Here is an 18691-nt window from a genome sequence, read left to right as displayed (position 1 = left end):
GCATGATAGCGAAAAACGGGTATGGCCAGGCCCGCAAACCCGAAAAAAACTATTGCGCCACGTTCTGCACGGCGTAGCCCTGGTCGGAGAGGCGCGCCCTCACGTCGCGCATCAGCTCACTTTTCAGCTCGAGCGTGCCCCGGCGGTAGTCCTCGGAAAAAGTCCAGAAATAGGCGCGCAGGTCGGCCGTGTTGGCACTGGCTTTTTCCAGGATAACGTAGGGCGTGTGCGGCTCCCTGACTTCCACACCCTTATTGGCCTTCAGGTAGTTGAGCAACAGGGCGGTGGCCTGCTGGGAGTCGCCCTGCTCGCCCAGGTCCACGGTCACCAGAAAATCCTGGCGGATGTAGCCGTCACGGGTGAAGTTGATGAGGGGCTCGCGCAGCACCATGGCGTTGGGCAGAAAGATGTGCTTGCCGTCAAAGGTCTTGATTAGCGTCACGCGCAGGCTCAGATCTTCCACCTTGCCCACTAGGTCCTTGATCTGCACCGTGTCGTGAATGCGGAACGGGCGGTTGAAGGCCAGCACCACGCCGGCCAGGAAGTTCTCGGCAATGTCCTTGAGGGCAAAGCCCACGATAAAGGCCGACAGACCCGCGCCGGCCACCAAGCCACCTACCAAAGCGTAGAGCCCCACGACTTCCATGGCCAGCACCAGGCCGGCCAGAATCAGGGCCCACTTGCTGAAGCGCGTCAGGAATTCGGCCATCAGCGGGTCGTGCGACTTGGCCCGCAGCTTGCTGCCGAGCAGGCTGCTCAGGTGGTTGGCGACAAAAATGGCCAGCACCAGGACGATAAAGGCAATAAGAAGCTTGGGAGAGATGTATAAAAACTGTTGCCAGTAGGTGTTCAGTACGCGCTGCAGATCGGATAACATGCCCTTGAATTAAGTACGCAACCTTGACCGGGCACTCCTGCGGCGCCCGGCCCAAGCCAGGGTGTACGAGCACCGGGCCGCCGAAGGTTGGGCCGGGCTAGGCCGAGCGGTTGAGAAACTGCCGGAAAAACAGCGTCCCCAGGCCGTAGGCCACTGCGTCGAGCACGTCGCTCACGAAGCCGCCCGACAGCCGGGGCATCACCAGCTCAAACCACACCGATACGTAGAGCCAGGCGCCCAGCAGCCAGGAGTCGGGCAGCCGGAAGTCGGCCCGGTGCTGCACCCAGCGCCGCTGCACCACCAAAGCCAGGGTCAGAATGACGGGCATGGCCAGCAGGTCGGAGAGGTAGGCCGTGACCAGCGTGGGCAGGGGCCGGTGCCAGAGGCGGGCGTTGAGCTGGTAGAGCAAATAGGTGAGCAGCGGCAGCCAGAAGGCCGGGCGGCGGAACTCCCGGGGCCAGCTCATTTAGCCCGCGGCCAGGGTCAGAAACCACAGAATAAAGGAAACGGTGGCGGCAAAAGCCAGCTGTCCACTCCGGATAATCTGCTTGGCAAACCGCACCAGGCCCTTGTCTTCGGGCTTAATCTCAATCATCATGAACTGGGGCAGGGGCTCGTTGGCCTCCTGCTCCCGCACCTGCTCACTGCGGTTGCGCACCGGGTCCAGTAGCTGCCCGCACCGCTGGCAGGTGTCGTCCGACTTCTGCTGCCAGGGCGACCAGAAGCCGCAATGGGGGCACTTTTTGGAGGCGGAGAGGGGCGCAGCGTCGTTCATGGCGCAAAGGTAAGCCACGGGCCACGGAGTTGGCCGCCACCTGCCCTACACAATCATGTGGTTGCAGGAAGTGGACCTTCGTTGCAAAAGAATCCCTCTACTTTACGGGTAAAATAGCCGAGATGATGAATGCAGATAAATGCCGTGGGGCCTTGCTGGGCCTGGCCGTAGCCGATGCGCTGGGCGTACCGGTTGAGTTTGAAAGCCGGGCCCGGCGCCACCTTGACCCCGTGGTGAGCATGCGCGAATATGGCACCCACCATCAGCCCGCCGGGACCTGGTCGGATGATTCCTCCCTGACGTTTTGCCTGGCTGCCTCCTTAACGTACGTTGGGGCCTACGCCATCGACGTGCAGGATCTGAGCCGCCGCTTTAGGAACTGGCTGGACGCGGGCTACTGGACGCCCCACGGCCAGGTGTTCGACGTAGGCATTGCCACGCGCGAGGCTATAAGTCGGCTGCGGGATGGTACGGCCCCCGAAAAAGCCGGCGGCACCCGGGAATACGACAACGGCAACGGCGCCCTGATGCGGATTCTTCCCCTGGTGTTTCACCCGCTTTGGCAGCGGGCCGACGGGGCCGAGCGGCAGCGCCTCACGCACCGGGTGTGCAGCCTTACCCACGGCCACTACCGCTCCACGCTGGGCTGCTACCTCTACCTGGAAATGGCTTGGGGCCTGCTGCAGGGCCAAACGCCGGCGCAGGCGCACCAGCGGCTACGGCGCGAGGTGGCCGCGGGCCTGTTGCCCAAACTAGCAAAGGAAGTGGACCGCTACGCCCGGGTGCTGGACGAGCAGCTGGCCCTGGTTCCGGAAGCGGATATTCAATCTTCGGGCTACGTGGTGCACACCCTGGAAGCCGCGCTGTGGTGCTTGCTGCGCGGAGAATCGTACGCCGATACAGTGCTGACAGCCGTCAACCTGGGCGACGATACTGATACCACCGGGGCCGTGGCGGGTGGCCTGGCTGGGCTGTATTATGGAGTAGAGCAGATTCCGGCCGATTGGCGGCAGGTGCTGGTGCAACGGGCCGAAATAGAGGCTTTGGCCGACCGGCTGTTATTTTAGGAAGATACGACTCGAATTCTGACCTGGAGAGGCCCCGCTGAACAGCGTTTCAGGGGGGCCTTGCTATGTCTGGTTAAGCCAGCTTTATACTAGGAATGGGCTAAAACGAAATTGTGCATTTATAAAATACTACCCATTTAATAAAGGGGTATTTATTTAAATTATACATGAAATATGGGAAATGACCTTTGTGTATAAGGTGTGATTGCCTATACTTGTAGAAATGAAAGTAAAACCACTATAAATTTTGAAGGGTCCATGTTTTCATTCCCTTCATGAAGTAGCCGCTCCGCTCTACCCATCCCACCCACTCTTAAGCCCCGTCTCTTTTTGTCGTCCTAATCCTTAGGCATATGGTACTGCAGCCGCTTCCTACCGTCGTTGTTATTGGCAATGGCATGGTGGGCTACAAGTTTTGCGAGAAGCTTCTCGCCAAAACCCAGGCCTTCAAACTGGTGGTCTTCGGCGAGGAGCCCCGCGTGGCCTACGACCGGGTGCATCTGTGCGAGTACTTCGGGGGTAAGACGGCCGACGACCTGCTGCTGGCGCCCCTGCAGTGGTACCACGACAATACTATAACCCTGCACCTGGGCGACCCGGTCCAGGAAATTGACCGGGCCAATCGGACGGTGCATTCCCGTGGCGGCCTGGTGCAGCCCTACGATTATCTGGTATTAGCCACCGGGTCCTCGGCCTTCGTGCCCGACATTCCCGGCGTGGAAAAAGCCGGCGTCATGGTCTACCGCACCATCGAGGATCTGGAGGAAATCAAGGCCTATGCCGCCACGGCTAAGCGCGGGGCCGTGCTGGGCGGGGGGCTGCTGGGCCTGGAAGCGGCCAAAGCCCTGCTCGACCTGGGCGTGCCCGAAACCCACGTTATTGAGTTTGCGCCCCGCCTCATGCCCCGACAAATCGACGCGGCCGGCAGCCAGATGCTGCAAACCAAGCTCGAAGCCCTGGGTCTGCAGATTCACCTGAGCAAGGCCACCAGTAGCATCGGCGGCGAGGATACAATCGACGCCCTGCACTTCGGCGACGGCTCCCGGCTGGAAGTCGACATGCTGGTGATTTCGGCCGGCATCCGGCCCCGCGACGAGCTGGCCCGGCTGGCCGGTCTGGAAGTGGGGTTGCGGGGCGGCATCGTGGTCAATGATGAAATGCAGACCAGTGACCCGCGCATCTTTGCCATCGGCGAGTGCGCCCTGCACGGGGGCATGATCTACGGCCTGGTGGCGCCCGGCTACGACATGGCCGAGGTAGTCGCCAGCCAGCTCACCCAGGGCGCCCGCGCCTTTACCGGCTACGATATGAGCAGCAAGCTCAAGCTCATCGGCGTGGACGTGGCCAGCTTCGGCGACCCGTTCATTGCCGAGCCCCACAGCCGCTCCATCGTGTTCGAGGATGCCCACCGCGGCGTCTACAAGCGCATCAACATCAGCCCCGACGGCAAGTACTTGCTCGGCGGCGTGCTCATCGGCGATGCGGAGGCTTACAACCTGCTGCTGCAGACGGTCAACAACAAAATCGTGCTGCCGCCTCACCCCGAAGACCTGATTCTGGGCGCCAGGGGCGGGGAAGCAACCGAAGGCGCGGGGGTGCTGAGCCTGCCCGACGAGGCCCTGGTGTGCTCCTGCGAGGCTGTCACCAAAGGCGCCATCTGCGGGGCCGTCACCGAACTGGGCATCACGACGGTGGAGGGCATGAAGAAGTGCAACAAGGCCGGCACTGGCTGCGGGGGCTGCGTGCCCATGGTTAAGGACCTGATTCAGGGCACGCTGCTGGCCCAGGGCGCTTACATCAAAAACGTGCTGTGCGAACATTTCGAATACTCCCGGCAGGAGCTGTTCGACCTGCTCAAAATCAATGACATCCGTACCTACGACGCGGCCCTCGACCACTTCGGTAGGGGCGACGGGTGCGAGACCTGCAAGCCCGCCATCGGCAGCATTCTGTCGGGTTTGTGGAATGATTTGATTGTCAAGCAGAACACCATTCAGGACACCAACGACCGGTATTTGGCCAACATCCAGAAGGGTGGCTCTTACTCGGTGGTGCCCCGCATTGCCGCCGGCGAAGTCACGCCCGAGCAGCTGATGGTCATTGGCCGGGTGGCCCAGAAGTACGGGCTCTACACCAAGATTACCGGCGGGCAGCGCATCGACCTGTTTGGGGCCCACGTGAGTGACCTGCCCGATATCTGGGAAGAGCTCATCAACGCGGGCTTCGAGAGCGGGCACGCTTACGGCAAGTCGTTGCGGACGGTGAAAAGCTGCGTGGGCAGCACCTGGTGCCGGTTTGGCCTGCACGACAGCGTGTCGCTGGCCATCGAAATCGAGAACCGCTACAAGGGCATCCGCTCGCCCCACAAACTCAAGAGCGGGGTGAGCGGCTGCGTGCGGGAGTGCGCCGAGGCCCAGGCCAAGGACTTCGGCATCATTGCCACCGAGAAGGGCTGGAACCTGTACGTGTGCGGCAACGGCGGGGCCAAGCCCCAGCACGCCCAGTTGCTGGCCACCGACGTGGACAAGGAAACCCTGGTGCGCTACCTCGACCGGTTCCTGATGTTCTACATCAAAACCGCCGACCCGCTGATGCGCACTGCCACTTGGCTCAACAAGCTGGAGGGCGGCCTGGCTTACCTCAAAAACGTGGTCATCAACGACAGCCTGGGCATCTGCGCCGAACTGGAAGCGGAAATGGCCCTGCTCATCCAGAACTACCACTGCGAGTGGCGGGAGGTGGTCGAAAACCCCGAGCTGCGCCGGCAGTTCACGCACTTCGTGAATGCGCCCACCCTCAAAGACCCCTCGATTGAGTTCGAGCCGGTGCGGGGCCAGAAGATTGTAAAAGCCTGGTAACGGGCTTCCCCACGCACTTTTTACGCCGGAACTACTGCCGCCCCACGCCGGGGTGGCCCGGCCGACCAACGAGCCAACCGGGCGCGGTGGGTGGTGTTGCAGCGCCGCTCATTCGCCGCCCAAATTCTTTCAAACCAAGCTACAACCAATGGAAGCAGTCATTGACGTAACGTGGGTGGCCGTGTGCCGGGCCACCGACATTCCGGCCGACGGGGGCGCTTGCGCCCTGGTAGAAGGCGAGCAGGTAGCCATTTTCAACTTTGCCCGCCGTGGCGAGTGGTACGCCACCCAGAACCTGTGCCCGCACAAGCAGCAGATGGCCCTGGCCCGGGGCATGATTGGCAGCACCGGCGAAGCCTGTGAGCCCAAAGTGGCCTGTCCGTTTCACAAGCGCACGTTTTCCCTGCTCACGGGGGAGTGCCTGAACGGCGAGGAGTGCAGCATTCAGACTTACCCGGTAAAGGTGGAAGACGGCGTGGTGTACATCGGCTGGGCCTGAGCCGGCTGGGTTTATTCTTAACTACTAACGCCCTGGCCCTACGCCTATGGATGCCCCGCACTCCGACCAGCAGCCCCTGCAGCGGCTCCGCATTTTTGCCTTCACGGGCGTGCCAATGCGCACCTTTCACCTGACCTGGCTCACGTTTTTCTTCTGCTTTTTCGGCTGGTTCGGCATTGCGCCCCTTATGCCTTTGGTGCGCGAGCAGCTCCACCTCGATAAGGCCCAGATCGGCAACATCGTCATTGCCTCGGTGTCGGCCACCATTCTGGCCCGCCTGGTTATCGGCAAGCTCTGCGACACGCTCGGGCCGCGGCTTACCTATACGCTGCTGCTGGTAGTAGGGTCCGTGCCGGTGCTGCTTATCGGCCTGAGCCAGAGCTACACCAGCTTTCTGCTGTTTCGCCTGGCCATCGGCATTATCGGGGCTTCGTTTGTCATCACCCAGTTTCACACCTCGATGATGTTTGCCCCCAATGTGGTAGGCACGGCCAATGCCGTGGCCGGCGGCTGGGGCAACCTCGGCGGGGGCATTGCCAACATGGTAATGCCCCTGGTGGCCGCCGCTTTCGTCTCGTTGGGCTACGTGGATCAGGCCAATTCCTGGCGCCTGGCCATGGTCGTGCCGGGCGTTATTCTGCTCCTCATGGCCTGGCTCTACTATAAATACACCCAGGATACGCCCCGCGGCAACTACGCCGACATCCAGCGCGAGTCGGCCCAGAAGCCCAAGGGTACGTTTCTGCTGGCCCTGCGCGACTCCCGCACCTGGGTGCTGGCTTTGGCCTACGGGGCCTGCTTCGGCATCGAAATCACCATCGACAACGTGGCGGCCGTCTACTTCGTCGACCAGTTCGGGGCTACGCTAGTTGTGGCCGGACTGCTGGCCGGCATTTTCGGGTTCATGAACATCTTTGCCCGCGGCCTGGGCGGCTGGGTGAGCGACAAAGCCGGGCGGGCCTACGGTATGCAGGGCAAGTGGCTGCTGCTGAGCGGGCTGCTGGTGCTGGAAGGCGTGGGTATTGCCCTGTTTGCCCTGGCCCCGAGCTTGCCCCTGGCCATTGCCGCCATGCTGGGGTTTGCCCTGTTCCTGAAAATGGCCAACGGCTGCACCTATTCCATTGTGCCTTTCGTGAATAAGCAGGCCCTGGGCAGCGTGAGTGGCGTGGTGGGGGCGGGCGGCAACCTGGGCGCCATGCTGGTGGGCTTCCTGTTCAAATCGGCCTCCATCAGCTACAGCACGGCCTTTCTCTACATCGGCATCGGGGTGGTGGCCGTGGGCGGCCTGGTGCTGCTCGTGCGCCTGGTCGGCAAGCAAATCGGGGAGCCGACCACCGACACTTCTGCCCAAGCTCCCCTGACGCTGGCCGGTGCTTAAACCGATTGTTCTGACTGCCTCACCCAACCAGCATATATGGCCCTGACTGCCCCCGCCGCCGCTTCCACCTGTTGCTACTGTGGCGTGGGCTGTGGTGTGCTCGTCAGGCCCGACAAGAACGGCGACGTGACCGTGACGGGCAACCCCGACTACCCCGTGAACCGCGGGGCGCTGTGTAGCAAGGGCCTGAACCTGCAGTACACCGTCAACGACCGGACGGACCGGCTGCTGTTTCCGCAGATGCGCTACAGCAAAAGCCGCCCGTTGCAGCGTGTGAGCTGGGACGAGGCCCTGGAGCGCACGGCCGCCGTGTTCAAAACCTTTATTGAGCAGTACGGCCCCGATTCGGTGGCTTTCTACGCCTCCGGCCAGTGCCTGACGGAGGAGTACTACGTCATCAACAAGCTCATGAAGGGCTTTATCGGCTCCAACAACCTCGACACCAACTCCCGCCTGTGCATGAGCAGCGCGGTGGTGGGTTACAAAATGGCTTTGGGCGAGGACAGCGTGCCGGTCTGCTACGACGACATTGAGCTTTCTGACTGCCTGCTGGTGACCGGGGCCAACCCGGCCTGGTGCCACCCGATTCTGTGGCGGCGGGTGGAAGCCCACAAAGTGGCCAATCCGACCACCAAAATCATTGTGGTAGACCCGCGCGTGACGGATACTTGCGCCCTGGCCGACGTACACTTGCAGCTGATTCCGGGCACCGATGTGGTGCTGCACCAGGCCCTGGCCCGGGTGCTGCTGGAAAACGGCGACCTGGATATGGCCTTTATCGAGCAGCACGCCGAAGGCTTCGAGGCCTACCGCGCCATCATTCTGGAACGCACCGTGGCTGAGTCGGCCCGGCTGTGTGGGGTAGCCGAGGCGGATATTCGCCTGGCGGCCGGCTACATCGGCTCGGCCCGGGCCTTTCTGTCGATGTGGACGATGGGCCTGAACCAGAGCGTGGTCGGCGTCGACAAAAACCTGAGCCTGCTGAACCTGCACCTGCTAACCGGCCAGATCGGCAAGCCCGGCGCGGGGCCGTTGTCCCTGACCGGCCAGCCCAACGCCATGGGCGGGCGGGAAGTCGGCGGCCTCTCGAACCTGCTGCCGGCCCACCGTACCCTGGCCGACCCCGCGCACCGGGCCGAGGTGCAGCAGTTCTGGGGCAGCGGCCCCTTGGCGGAAAAACCCGGCTTCACGGCCACCGAAATGTTTGAGGCCCTGGCAGACGGCCGCCTCAAAGCCATCTGGATCATCTGTACCAACCCGCTGACCAGCCTACCCAACGTGCGCCAGGCCGAAGCGGCTTTGGCCAAAGCCAAATTCGTGGTGGTGCAGGACATCAGCAACAAGCCCGAAACCCTGGCCTACGCCGATGTGATTCTGCCCGCCGCCGCCTGGGCCGAGAAGGAGGGCACCATGACCAACTCCGAGCGGCGCATTAGCTACCTGCCCCGGGTGGTGGCCGCCCCCGGCGAAGCCCTGCCCGACGCCGAAATCATCTGCCGCTTTGCCCGGAAGATGGATTTTTCCGGCTTCGACTTCTCCACGACCGAGGCCATTTACCAGGAGCACACCCGCCTGACGGCCGGCACCACCCTGGACATTTCGGGCCTGACCTACGCGGTGCTGCGCCAGCGCGGCTCGGTGCAGTGGCCCTACCGCCCCGGGCAGGCCGACCCCGATACGGCCCGCCTGTTCACCGACCGGCAGTTTTACACGCCCTCGGGCCGGGCCCGGATTCACCCGGTGGCCGTGGCCGGGTGTAGCGAGATGCCCGACGCGGATTTCCCCTTTATCCTGACCACCGGCCGCATCCGGGACCAGTGGCACACGATGACCAAAACGGGCAAAGTCAGCAAGCTGCGCCAGCATAGCCCGCAGGCTTTTATCGAGCTGCACCCCCAGGACGCGGCGGCCCTGCAGGTGGCCGAAGGGGAGTTGGTAACGGTCAGCTCGCGGCGGGGCGAGGTGCGGGTGGCGGCGCGGCTGAGTGCGGGCATCCGGCCGGGCGTGGTGTTTCTGCCCATGCACTGGGGCAAACAGCTCGGCTCGGATTTGCACCGGGCCAACAACGTGACTTCCGGCGCCGTGGACCCGGTTTCCAAGGAGCCCGACTTCAAGTTTTGCGCTGTACAGCTCGCCAGGTACCGCCAGCCCCGGCAGCGCATCGTGGTGGTGGGCGCGGGGGCCGGGGCCTTTGGGTTCGTGCGGGCTTACCGGGAGCTGAACCAGGACGACAGCATCACCATTTTCAGCAAGGAAGACTTTCCGTTTTACAACCGGGTAATGCTGCCCGACTACATCAGCGGCCACCAAAATTGGGCGCAGCTGGTCAAAATGCGCGACGACGAGGAGCCCGGCTATAACATCGAACTGTGCCGGGGCGTGAGCGTGGAAGAAGTGAACCGGGCCGAGAAGTACGTGCTGGACTCCCGCGGGCAGCGCACCGACTACGACGTGCTGATCCTGGCCACCGGCAGCCGGGCGGCCGTGCCCCGCAACGTGCCCGCCCTGGCCGGCATCTTCACCATGCGCAGCCGCCTCGACGCCGATGCGTTTACCAGCCACTTGCCGGCCCAGAATGCCCACGTCGTCATTGTGGGCGGGGGGCTGCTGGGGCTGGAAATGGCGGCTTCCCTGCGCGAAACCGGCGTGCGGGTGTCCATCATTCAGCGCATTTCCCGCTTTCTGGACCGGCAGCTCGATGCCCTGGGCAGCCAGCTGCTGCAGGAAGAAATGGCCGAGCAGGGCTGCGAGCTGTACTTCAACGACGAGGTGGAGCTGTTCTACGGCCGTGCGCGCCTCACCGGGGTGGGCCTGAAAAGCGGCCGGCGCCTCGACTGCGACGCGCTGATCTTAGCCATCGGCACGGTGCCCAACCTGGAACTAGCCCGCGACAGTGGGTTGGAGTGCCGCCGCGGGGTGGTGGTAAACCAGCGGCTGCAGACCTCCGACTCCAGCGTGTTTGCCCTGGGCGAAATTGCCGAATTCGACGGCACGCTCTACGGCATCACGGCCGCCGCCGAGCAGCAGGCCGCCGTGGTAGCCCGCTACCTGAGCGGCGACGTGGGCAGTGTGTACCGGGGCAGCACCTTCATGAACATCATCAAGATTCACGGCTTCGATTTGTGCAGCATCGGCCTGCCCGAGTGCCCCCCGGACGACGGCAGCTACGAGGAAATTACCTTCGTTGACAAAGCCCGGCGCTACTACAAGAAGTGCATCGTGCACCAGGACCGGCTCGTCGGGGCCATTCTCATCGGCGACAAAACCGAGTTTGCGGAGTTTCGGGCCTTGATTGAGGGCAAAATCGAGCTGAGCGACAAACGCCTGCAACTGCTGCGCAGCGGCCGACCCGCCACCCCGGTACTGGGTAAGCTGGTGTGCAGCTGCAACAACGTCGGTGCCGATAACCTGCGCCAGGCCATCGGCGCCGGCTGCACTACACTCCAGGGCCTGTGCGCCGCTACCGGCGCGGGTACCGGCTGCGGCTCCTGCCAGCCCGAAGTACAGCAAATCCTGGCCGCCGGGCTGGCCGGCACCAGGCCGGCCGAGCTGGCGCCTCATCCAGTGGTGGCGACTTACGCTGATTCCGTATGAAAGCCGCTGACGCTTCTGCCCAGGTAGTGGCCGTAAACCTGTCCGGGGGCATCGTGCCGGCCGGCGACCTGCTGGCGGTGCTGACGGCCGCCGAGGCAGCGGGCATTGAGCAGGTGCAGCTCGGGCACCGGCAGCAGCTGCTGCTGGCTGTGGAGCCGGCCCAGCGGCGCGCCCTGTTGCAGGCGCTGGCCGCGGCCGGTGTGCTGGCCGAGCCTGACCCGGAAGATCATCCCAACATCGTCAGCTCCTACGTGGGCGAGGACGTGTTCTACAGCGCGGCTTGGCTGCGGGAAGGCGTGTACAAGGATATTCTGGATTTGTTCGACTACCGGCCCCGGCTGAAAATCAACCTGGTCGACAGCCGGCAGACCTTCGTGCCGTTTTTCACCGGCCACCTCAACTTTATTGCCGCCGACACCAGCAACTACTGGCACCTGCACGTGCGCTTTCCCCGCACCGGCCACCTCTACGCCTGGCCTCATCTGGTGTATTCCGAGGACGTGCCGGTGCTGAGCGCAGCCGTGGAGCGGGTGCTGCTGCCGACCGTCGGCCAGTTTGACAACGACCTGACGACGGCCGGCGCGCGGCTCTACGCGCTGGTCAGCGCGGCCCTGCCGCTGGGACAGCGCGTGGTAGCCGGGCCGCTGGCATTGCCGCCGTTTATGCTGCCCTATTACGAGGGCTTCAACCGCAGCGGGCAACAGCTGTGGCTGGGTATCTACCGGCGCAACGAGCAGTTTTCGGTGGCTTTCCTGCGCGACCTGGCCCGGGTGTGTTTGCAAACGCGGGTGGGCCAGCTCTGCACCACGCCCTGGAAGTCGTTGATTATAAAAGGTATTGCCCCCGCCGACCGGCCGGCGTGGGACGCCGTGCTCTGCCGCCACCGCATCAACGTGCGGCACGCGGCCAACGAGCTAAACTGGCAGGTGGAGGATAACTGCCCCGCCGGCCTGGCCCTCAAGCACGAGCTGGTGCGCTACCTCCACGAGGAAGACGTGCGCACCTACCAGCTCTGCTTTGCCATCAAAACCCGGCCCCAGACCGGCCTATTTGGCTCCATTATCATCCGGAGCCAGCCGGGGCGCCCCGGCGCCGAGCAGTACGAAATTCTGCACACCCGCGACTTCAACCCCAACTCCCGCGACTTCGTCTCCTTCCGCCAGCAGGTGCGCCCCGACATGCTGGGCTGGTATTTGGCCGAGCTCTGCCACCAGTTCTACACCCAGGCCGGGGCCGAAATGCCGCGGGAGGAAGAGGTAGCCGTGTTGTCGCCGGTGGAAAATTCCCGGCCGGCTACGACCCCGCTGCCGCGCTGCCGCCGCTGCCTGACGGTCTACGACCCGGCGTACGGGGACCCGGAGCAGGGCGTCGCGCCGGGCACGCCCTGGGCCGCGCTGCCCGACTACCGCTGCCCGACCTGCGAGGCCCCGGCCACCGGGTTTGAAGCGTGGGAAGAGTCGGTCGGCGCCGGTTTGAGCGCCATTGGGGCTGCTCCGTAAATCGTCCGGCTTCCGGCTTTTGGTTTTTTACTTCAGTATTCCCGTCTCCATGCTTCCCCCACCCAATGCCAATCCTCTATTTCCGGTCTTTCTCAAGCTGGAGCAGTTGCGCGTGCTGCTCGTGGGCGGCGGCAACGTGGGCCTGGAAAAGGTCTCGGCCATCCTGCGCAGCAGCCCGGCCACGGCCGTAACGGTGGTCAGCATCACCTTTCTGCCCGAATTGCGGGAGCTGGCCGCCCGCTACCGCCAGGTGCAGCTGCGCGAAGAACCCTACACCGATGAGCTGCTCGACGAAGCCGACATCGTGTTTGCCGCCACCGACGACCCGGCCCTGCACGCGCGCATCAAGGCAGCAGCCCGCAGCCGCCGTTTGCTGGTGAACGTGGCCGACACACCGCCACTGTGTGACTTTTACCTCTCGTCGGTGGTGCAGAAAGGGGCGCTGAAAATTGCGGTTTCCACTAATGGCCAGTCGCCCACGGTGGCCAAGCGGGTGCGGGCGGTGCTGGAAGAAGCCCTGCCCGACGAGCTCGACGCGGTACTGCAGAAAATGCCCGCCATCCGCCAGCAGCTCACCGGCGACTTTGCCGCCAAGGTCCGCACCCTGAATGCGGTAACGGCCGGGCTGGCCGGCGGCCCCGGCTTCGAGGTGCCGGCCACGCGGCGGTGGCGGCGCGTGGCCCTGGGCGCTTTGCTGGCTGCCGGCGCCCTGGCCGCCGTGCAGATGCGGGCCCGGCTTTCCTCTTCCGACCCCAAAAAGACCAGAACACTTGAGTAGCAAGCAAGAAAACCTGCCCGGCGTGGTGCCGGAGCTGTACGTGGTAGGAGCGGGCCCCGGCGACCCGGAATTACTCACGCTCAAAGCCCACCGCGTGCTGCAAACCGCCGCCGTCATTCTCTACGACAACCTGGCTAACCAGGAGCTGCTGGCCCTGGCCCCGGCCGGCTGTGAGTGCCTGTACGTGGGCAAAAAGCCCTACGGCGACTATACGCCCCAGGAAACCATTCACGAGTTGATTCTGGAAAAAGCCCGAAGCCGGGGCCGCGTCATCCGCCTCAAGGGCGGCGACCCGTTCATCTTCGGGCGCGGCTTCGAGGAAATCCTGTTTGCCCGCGCCCACGGCATTGCCACGCACTACATTCCGGGCATTTCCAGCATGCAGGCCCTGGGCTTCGAGGATATTCCTCTGACCCACCGCATTGTGAGTGAGGGCGTCTGGATGGTGACGGGCACCAAAAAGGACGGTAGCCTGTCGGTGGACCTGCGCCTGGCCATGCAGAGCAACTCCACCGTAGTAATTTACATGGGCCTGAAAAAAGCCGCCGAAATTGCCGCCGCCTACTGCGAAATGGGCAAGGGCGACACGCCCGCCGCCGTGGTGCAGCACCTCACTCTGCCCCAGCGCAAGCTGGCCGTGGGCCCGGTCCGCACCCTGCCCGCGCTGGTCGCCAGCCAGCAGATTACCTACCCGGCCCTGATTGTAATTGGCGCAGTGGTGGCCCTGGGCCACGAAATACCGACTGGTGCGCTAAGCCAGCGCCTTGGCTACCAAAGCCTGAGCATCGGGGGGCAGTGGGAGCTGCAGGGCTAGGGCGTGGCCCTGCGGGGTCATCTTGCGCCAGGTTTTCTGCACGATGTCGATGATTTTCTCCTCGGGGTGCTGGCGGGCGAAATCCAGGAAGTAATACTCCAGGAACACCAGGCAAATCACGTCTTCCAGCAGCTGCACGTCGGCGTCCCGGGTGAGCTGCTGCTTCTGTAGCAGGGCCTGCACCCGGGCAATGGTGGCTTCATCGTAGCCCACTTCCGTCAGGATCTGGCCGGCCACGTCGGCGTGGTATTTCTTGAGCGTATTGCGCCACTGATGGTAGCCGGCGCGGTCCATTGGGAAGTCGTGGCGCGGGATGGCCCAGCGGCGAATGTGCTGGCAACGGGCCGCCAGCTGCACCGCCTCCGGGGCCTCGGGCGCCACGCGGGCCAGGCAGGCACTCATGCGCTGTGCGTAGAGCAGCTCCTTGGGCCAGCTGCGGCCTTCGGTATCCGTATCCTGGTTGGGGTCTTCGGTGTTGGCGGCGTCAAACCGTTCGAGGGCGGCAGTAAAACGGGCAGTAGAGAAGCTCATACGGGCAAAATTCGTGGGGCGGGAGCGAAGGAAGTAGGCTCCTAACCACGCAGGTAGCCGTTGGAAAAGCAATAACGAAGCAGGAATAAAGCAGAAACATTCCTGCCCGCCTGCTTTTCAACCAAGGCTAAAAACCAGAACGTCATGCTGCGCTTGCCGAAGCATCTCTGCCGCCAAAGTAAATTGAATTACTGCAGTGGGAGAGATGCTTCGGCAAGCGCAGCATGACGATTAGTTTGAAAACGTCAGCACGCGAGATGCTTCGGCTTACGCCTCTGCTTGACGTTCTAACGCGTAGCTAGAAGCTAGAAGCCGGGTTACAGCTCCATAATATCCTCGTTCCAGAGCGTGGGCTCGGCCTCGACGAACTCGTTCATCATGTCGACGCACTCCTGCAGGTCCAGGTCCACGACTTCCACGCCGTGGCTTTCCAGGAAGGCCCGCGACTCGCCGAACGTACGCGACTCGCCCACCATCACCTTCGGGATTTTGAACTGCACGATGGTGCCGGCGCACATGTAGCAGGGCATCAGAGTAGTGTAAATTACCGTGTCGCGGTAGCTGCGCTGGCGGCCGGCGTTGAAGAGGCAATCCATTTCGCCGTGCTTGATGGGGTTGTCTTCCTGCACGCGCTTGTTGCGCCCGCGAGCCACGATTTTGCCGTCGCGCACCAGTACTGAGCCAATGGGAATACCGCCCTGCTGGCGGCCCTGGCGCGCCTCGTCGATGGCGGCCTGCATGAATTCATCCATGATATATCTATTTTGAGTGGAGAGAGGTGAAGAAAGCAAAAGTAATGTTCCTGGACAGCTTTTTTGGGCTAGTGAAAAACGGCCTGTCTAAAAACGGTGTGTCATCCTGAGCCCAGCGAAGGACCTTATAGCGGTTGAACAACAAGCTTAACAACGACTCAGGCTAACGTGAATAAGGTCATTCCCTGCGTTCAGGATGACAGAAGTGAAAACCGGTTTCTACCGGGCGCAGATGCCGCGGTAGGGGCAGTACTGGCACCGTTCCAGGTCGTCGGTTTTGCGGATGGGCTCCAGTGGGTCCATGATTTTGCGTACAAACTGGGTGAGCAGTTCTTCCCCTTTTTCCACGAATGAGGTGCCGTCTTCGGTCAGAAACGCCATGTCGGCCGTCATGGGGCCGGCCGTAAGGTTGCGCAGAGAAATGATGGCGGCATCGGCGGCGGGGCGGCCGGCGCGTTCCAGCATAAAGCGGTAGAGCCAGAGCTGCCGCACCTTGTCGGCCGAGGAGGTCGCATCGTGGAGCAGGCGCTGGGTGGCGGCCGCGGCATCGTCGCCGCGTTTCTGCAGCTTGAGGTCGTAGGGCTGCACCAGGCCGGTTTTGTAGTCGACCACCCGCAGGCGGCCGTCGGGCAGCTCGTCGAGCCGGTCGGTGTAGCCGAACACTATCAGGTCGAAGCTCTCCCCGTTTTCCAGCGTGACGGGTACCCGGGAATCGAGAATCTTTTCCAGGGCCACGATGCGCAGGGGCAGGGCCCCGGGCGTTTCGGCGAGGCCTTCCAGGTAGCGCCGCACCAGCTGAGCCGCCACTTGGCCCAGCACGTGGTTCAGGCCCTCGTCGGGGCGGGCGTGGCGCTCATCCTGCTCGTGGCGTAGGGCCCGCTCCAGCTCCTGGGGAATCAGGCGCACCAGCACCGGAATATCTTCGGCCGTAATGGCTTTCTGGGCTTCCACGAAGGGCTGAAACAGCATTTCCAGGGTTTCGTGCACCACCGTGCCGAAGCTGTCGGCCCCCAGCTTTTCCTCGACCTCGTCGGCCTCCTGAAACTTGGCCAGGCGGGCAAAGTAGAACTGCAACGAACAGTTCAGGTACTGATTCAGGGCCGAAGGAGAAAGGCCTTTTTCCAGCAACGTGCGCAGGGCGGCCAGCATTTCGGCGTCTTTTTCCAGCACCAAATCCCCGCCGTACTCGCGCCGGGCGGCCGAGTCGGGGGCGTCGTCCAGCACACTGGCGGTTAAGTCCCGCAGGGTCAGGTGGGGGTTCTGGGGCAGCAGGTCATTCTCGATTTGCAGCAGAAACCGGCTTCGTTCCCCGGTGCGGGTGCCCTCGGCGCCGGGCAGCACGTGCAGCAGGTCCACGCGGCGGGCCCGCTGCAGCAGGCGCCAGAACTGGTGGGCCGTGGCCGCCTCGTGGTCGGCGTAGGTTGGCATCTTGAACTGGGTCAGCACGTCGTAGGGGAACAGCGAGGAGTTGTTCTTCGGGGCCGGCAGCACCCGCTCGTTGCAGCTCAGAATAATAACGTGGTCGAAGTCCAGGGCCCGGGTTTCCAAGAGGCCCATCACCTGTACGTCGGCAATGGGCTCCCCACTGAAAGGCAGGCGGGTGCGGGTCATCTGCTCGTACAAGAACCGGCGGAAGGAGCGCACCGACAGCCGCTGCTCCCGGCAGTCGAACACCGAATCCAGGCGCTTTACCAGGGTGAAGAACAGGAACAGGTACTCGGCCTCAATAGCCGAATGCTGGTCCTGGTAAGCTTTTTTAAGCAGGTCAATCAGCGTGTAGCAGGCCGCAATAATATCGTCGCAGGTGTCCCAGGTGGCAAACAGGGCCTCCACCAACGGGTGCTGCTGGCCCAGTTCCAGCAGTTCGGAGGCCGGCAGCAGCACGGCGTTGCGCTTGATAATCTGGTTGCAGATCCTGTCGAGCAGGCCGTGGTACTGCTTCTGGGGCTGCTTGTCGAGCCACTGCTGGTAGCGCCGCAGGAACGGGTGACCCAGCAGCTTGCTCACGGCCAAATGGTGGTAGCGCGGCACCCCGTAGCCAGTTTCGGCGCTGCCCTCCCGGATGCCGGTCAGGTGGACTTCAAACAGCAGATCCACCAAGTTAAATAGGGGCGTGCTCTGGAAGCTCAGGCCCATGGTCACGTTGTACTCGGGCACTTCCCGGGGCGGCAAACCGTGCAGTACGGGCAGCAGCAGGGTTTCGTCGGGCAGCACCACGGCCACTTTAGCCCGCGGATTCTCGCGGCGGGAGGCAGCTAGCAGCTGCCCGGCCACTTTGCCCTGCATGCTGGCGTTGGCTACGCCCACAAACTGGATTTCGCGCTCCAGGGTCCGCAGCAGGTTGGGCAGGCCCGTGCCGGTGTCGCCAAAGGCTTCGGCGGGCAAATCCCAGTTTTTGCGGTACTGGCGCAGGTGCTGGCCGGCGCGGTTGGGCGAGTCGGTTTCCAGGTAAAACGCGTCGCCGTCGAAGCGCACCTCGGCCCGGCCTTCCTTGAGCAGCAGCTGAATCAGGCGCTGCTCGGCCCTCGACAACGAGCCCAGCCCCAGAAATACGTGGCGGGGCAGGGTGTCGCCGTTTTCCAGGCGGTTCTGCACCTTGTTCACGGCCAGTCGGTAAGCCAGGCCGGGGTAGGCCAGGTGAGTTTGCTCCATGCGGCGGCGCAACCGCCAGTACACCTTTTCCAGGTCGTCCCAGAAGCGGAAGTAGGCGGCCGTGGTGCTGACTTCAGCGGGCGTGTCGGCCAACTCCCAGCGCTCCAGGGCCTTGGCTTGGGTCAGGTACTCGAATACTTTGGCCGGTGAGGCCAGGTTCTGGTCGAGGTTGGAGAAGTCCTGCACCAAGAGGCCCGACCAGCCCACGAACTGGTCGAAGTCGAGCTTGGGGTCAATGTCGCGCAGGATGTCGAAGAGCAGCAGCTGCAGGGCAATGGGCTCCTCGACCTGCACGCCCGACAGCTCCACCATGTAGTCTTCCATGGCCGCCACGCGGGGGCTCCACACCGCCGAGCCCACTTCGGCGGCCAGGCTCAGCTCATTTTTCAGGTACACCACCGCCCGCCGCGTGGGCACTACCACCACCAGGTCCGACAGCTCCGCGCCGGGAAAGCGCGTGAGCAGGTCGCGGGCGGCCTGGCTCAGGAACGAGTCGGTAGTGGTGATGGGCAGGGTGGAGGCAATGGTTTCCATAGAAAGTAAAGATACCTTGCGGGCAAGGATATCCCGCGGGTTATTCGGCCCCGTGGCAGGCATTTCGGTTGGTTTATCAGCTT

At 63.3% G+C, this 18691-nt stretch carries 14 protein-coding genes; 8 read left to right on the top strand and 6 right to left on the bottom strand.

From position 1 onward, the window contains the following. Positions 1-49: 49 nt before the first annotated feature. The 3 genes from LGH70_RS17990 to LGH70_RS17980 all read right to left on the bottom strand — a co-directional run bounded on the left by LGH70_RS17990 (position 50) and on the right by LGH70_RS17980 (position 1652). Complete coding sequence (locus LGH70_RS17990) at positions 50-877, bottom strand: mechanosensitive ion channel family protein (RefSeq protein ID WP_226188467.1); 828 nt, start codon at positions 875-877, stop codon at positions 50-52. A gap of 97 nt (positions 878-974) precedes the next feature. After that, positions 975-1343, bottom strand: coding sequence for a hypothetical protein (locus LGH70_RS17985; protein ID WP_226188465.1), 369 nt, complete (start codon positions 1341-1343; stop codon positions 975-977). Then, positions 1344-1652 (bottom strand): hypothetical protein, encoded by a 309-nt coding sequence (locus LGH70_RS17980; RefSeq protein ID WP_226188462.1) that lies wholly within the window; start codon positions 1650-1652, stop codon positions 1344-1346. A 122-nt stretch (positions 1653-1774) separates the two neighbouring features. Here LGH70_RS17980 and LGH70_RS17975 point away from each other — a divergent pair, with 122 nt between their 5' ends. The 8 genes from LGH70_RS17975 (at position 1775) to cobA (ending at position 14139) form a co-directional block, all read left to right on the top strand. Then, on the top strand, positions 1775-2719 hold the full coding sequence (locus tag LGH70_RS17975) for an ADP-ribosylglycohydrolase family protein (RefSeq protein ID WP_226188459.1): 945 nt from the start codon (positions 1775-1777) through the stop codon (positions 2717-2719). 353 nt (positions 2720-3072) lie between these two features. Next, complete coding sequence (nirB, locus tag LGH70_RS17970) at positions 3073-5577, top strand: nitrite reductase large subunit NirB (protein ID WP_226188456.1); 2505 nt, start codon at positions 3073-3075, stop codon at positions 5575-5577. A gap of 148 nt (positions 5578-5725) precedes the next feature. After that, positions 5726-6076 (top strand): nitrite reductase small subunit NirD, encoded by a 351-nt coding sequence (gene nirD / locus LGH70_RS17965; RefSeq protein WP_226188454.1) that lies wholly within the window; start codon positions 5726-5728, stop codon positions 6074-6076. Positions 6077-6122: 46 nt separating this feature from the next. Continuing rightward, on the top strand, positions 6123-7454 hold the full coding sequence (locus LGH70_RS17960; RefSeq protein WP_226188452.1) for an MFS transporter: 1332 nt from the start codon (positions 6123-6125) through the stop codon (positions 7452-7454). Positions 7455-7490: 36 nt separating this feature from the next. After that, entirely contained in the window at positions 7491-11048 is a 3558-nt protein-coding gene (locus LGH70_RS17955; RefSeq protein WP_226188450.1) for a nitrate reductase, read from the top strand. After that, positions 11045-12547: a rubredoxin gene (locus LGH70_RS17950; RefSeq protein WP_226188448.1), complete on the top strand. Its 1503-nt coding sequence runs from the start codon at positions 11045-11047 to the stop codon at positions 12545-12547. Before LGH70_RS17955 ends, LGH70_RS17950 begins: the two co-directional genes overlap by 4 nt. A gap of 49 nt (positions 12548-12596) precedes the next feature. Continuing rightward, positions 12597-13325, top strand: a complete 729-nt coding sequence (locus LGH70_RS17945) for a precorrin-2 dehydrogenase/sirohydrochlorin ferrochelatase family protein (protein ID WP_348533752.1) — start codon at positions 12597-12599, stop codon at positions 13323-13325. Continuing rightward, positions 13318-14139 carry a uroporphyrinogen-III C-methyltransferase gene (cobA, locus tag LGH70_RS17940; RefSeq protein ID WP_226188446.1) on the top strand — a complete coding sequence of 274 codons (822 nt, stop codon included), beginning with the start codon at positions 13318-13320 and terminating at the stop codon, positions 14137-14139. Before LGH70_RS17945 ends, cobA begins: the two co-directional genes overlap by 8 nt. Here cobA and LGH70_RS17935 read toward each other — a convergent pair. From LGH70_RS17935 to LGH70_RS17925, 3 genes are all read right to left on the bottom strand, one after another. Beyond that, positions 14077-14670 (bottom strand): DUF4202 domain-containing protein, encoded by a 594-nt coding sequence (locus LGH70_RS17935; RefSeq protein WP_226188444.1) that lies wholly within the window; start codon positions 14668-14670, stop codon positions 14077-14079. The genes cobA and LGH70_RS17935 overlap by 63 nt on opposite strands. A 317-nt stretch (positions 14671-14987) precedes the next feature. Continuing rightward, a complete protein-coding gene (locus LGH70_RS17930) occupies positions 14988-15422 on the bottom strand; it encodes a nucleoside deaminase (RefSeq protein WP_100336328.1) in 435 nt (144 codons plus the stop codon). Positions 15423-15641: 219 nt separating this feature from the next. After that, positions 15642-18608, bottom strand: coding sequence for a PD-(D/E)XK nuclease family protein (locus LGH70_RS17925; RefSeq protein ID WP_226188442.1), 2967 nt, complete (start codon positions 18606-18608; stop codon positions 15642-15644). Positions 18609-18691 lie beyond the last annotated feature (83 nt).

The organism is Hymenobacter nitidus, from assembly GCF_020447315.1.
Taxonomy (GTDB): domain Bacteria; phylum Bacteroidota; class Bacteroidia; order Cytophagales; family Hymenobacteraceae; genus Hymenobacter; species Hymenobacter nitidus.
This window is presented reverse-complemented; position numbering and strand designations above follow the sequence as displayed.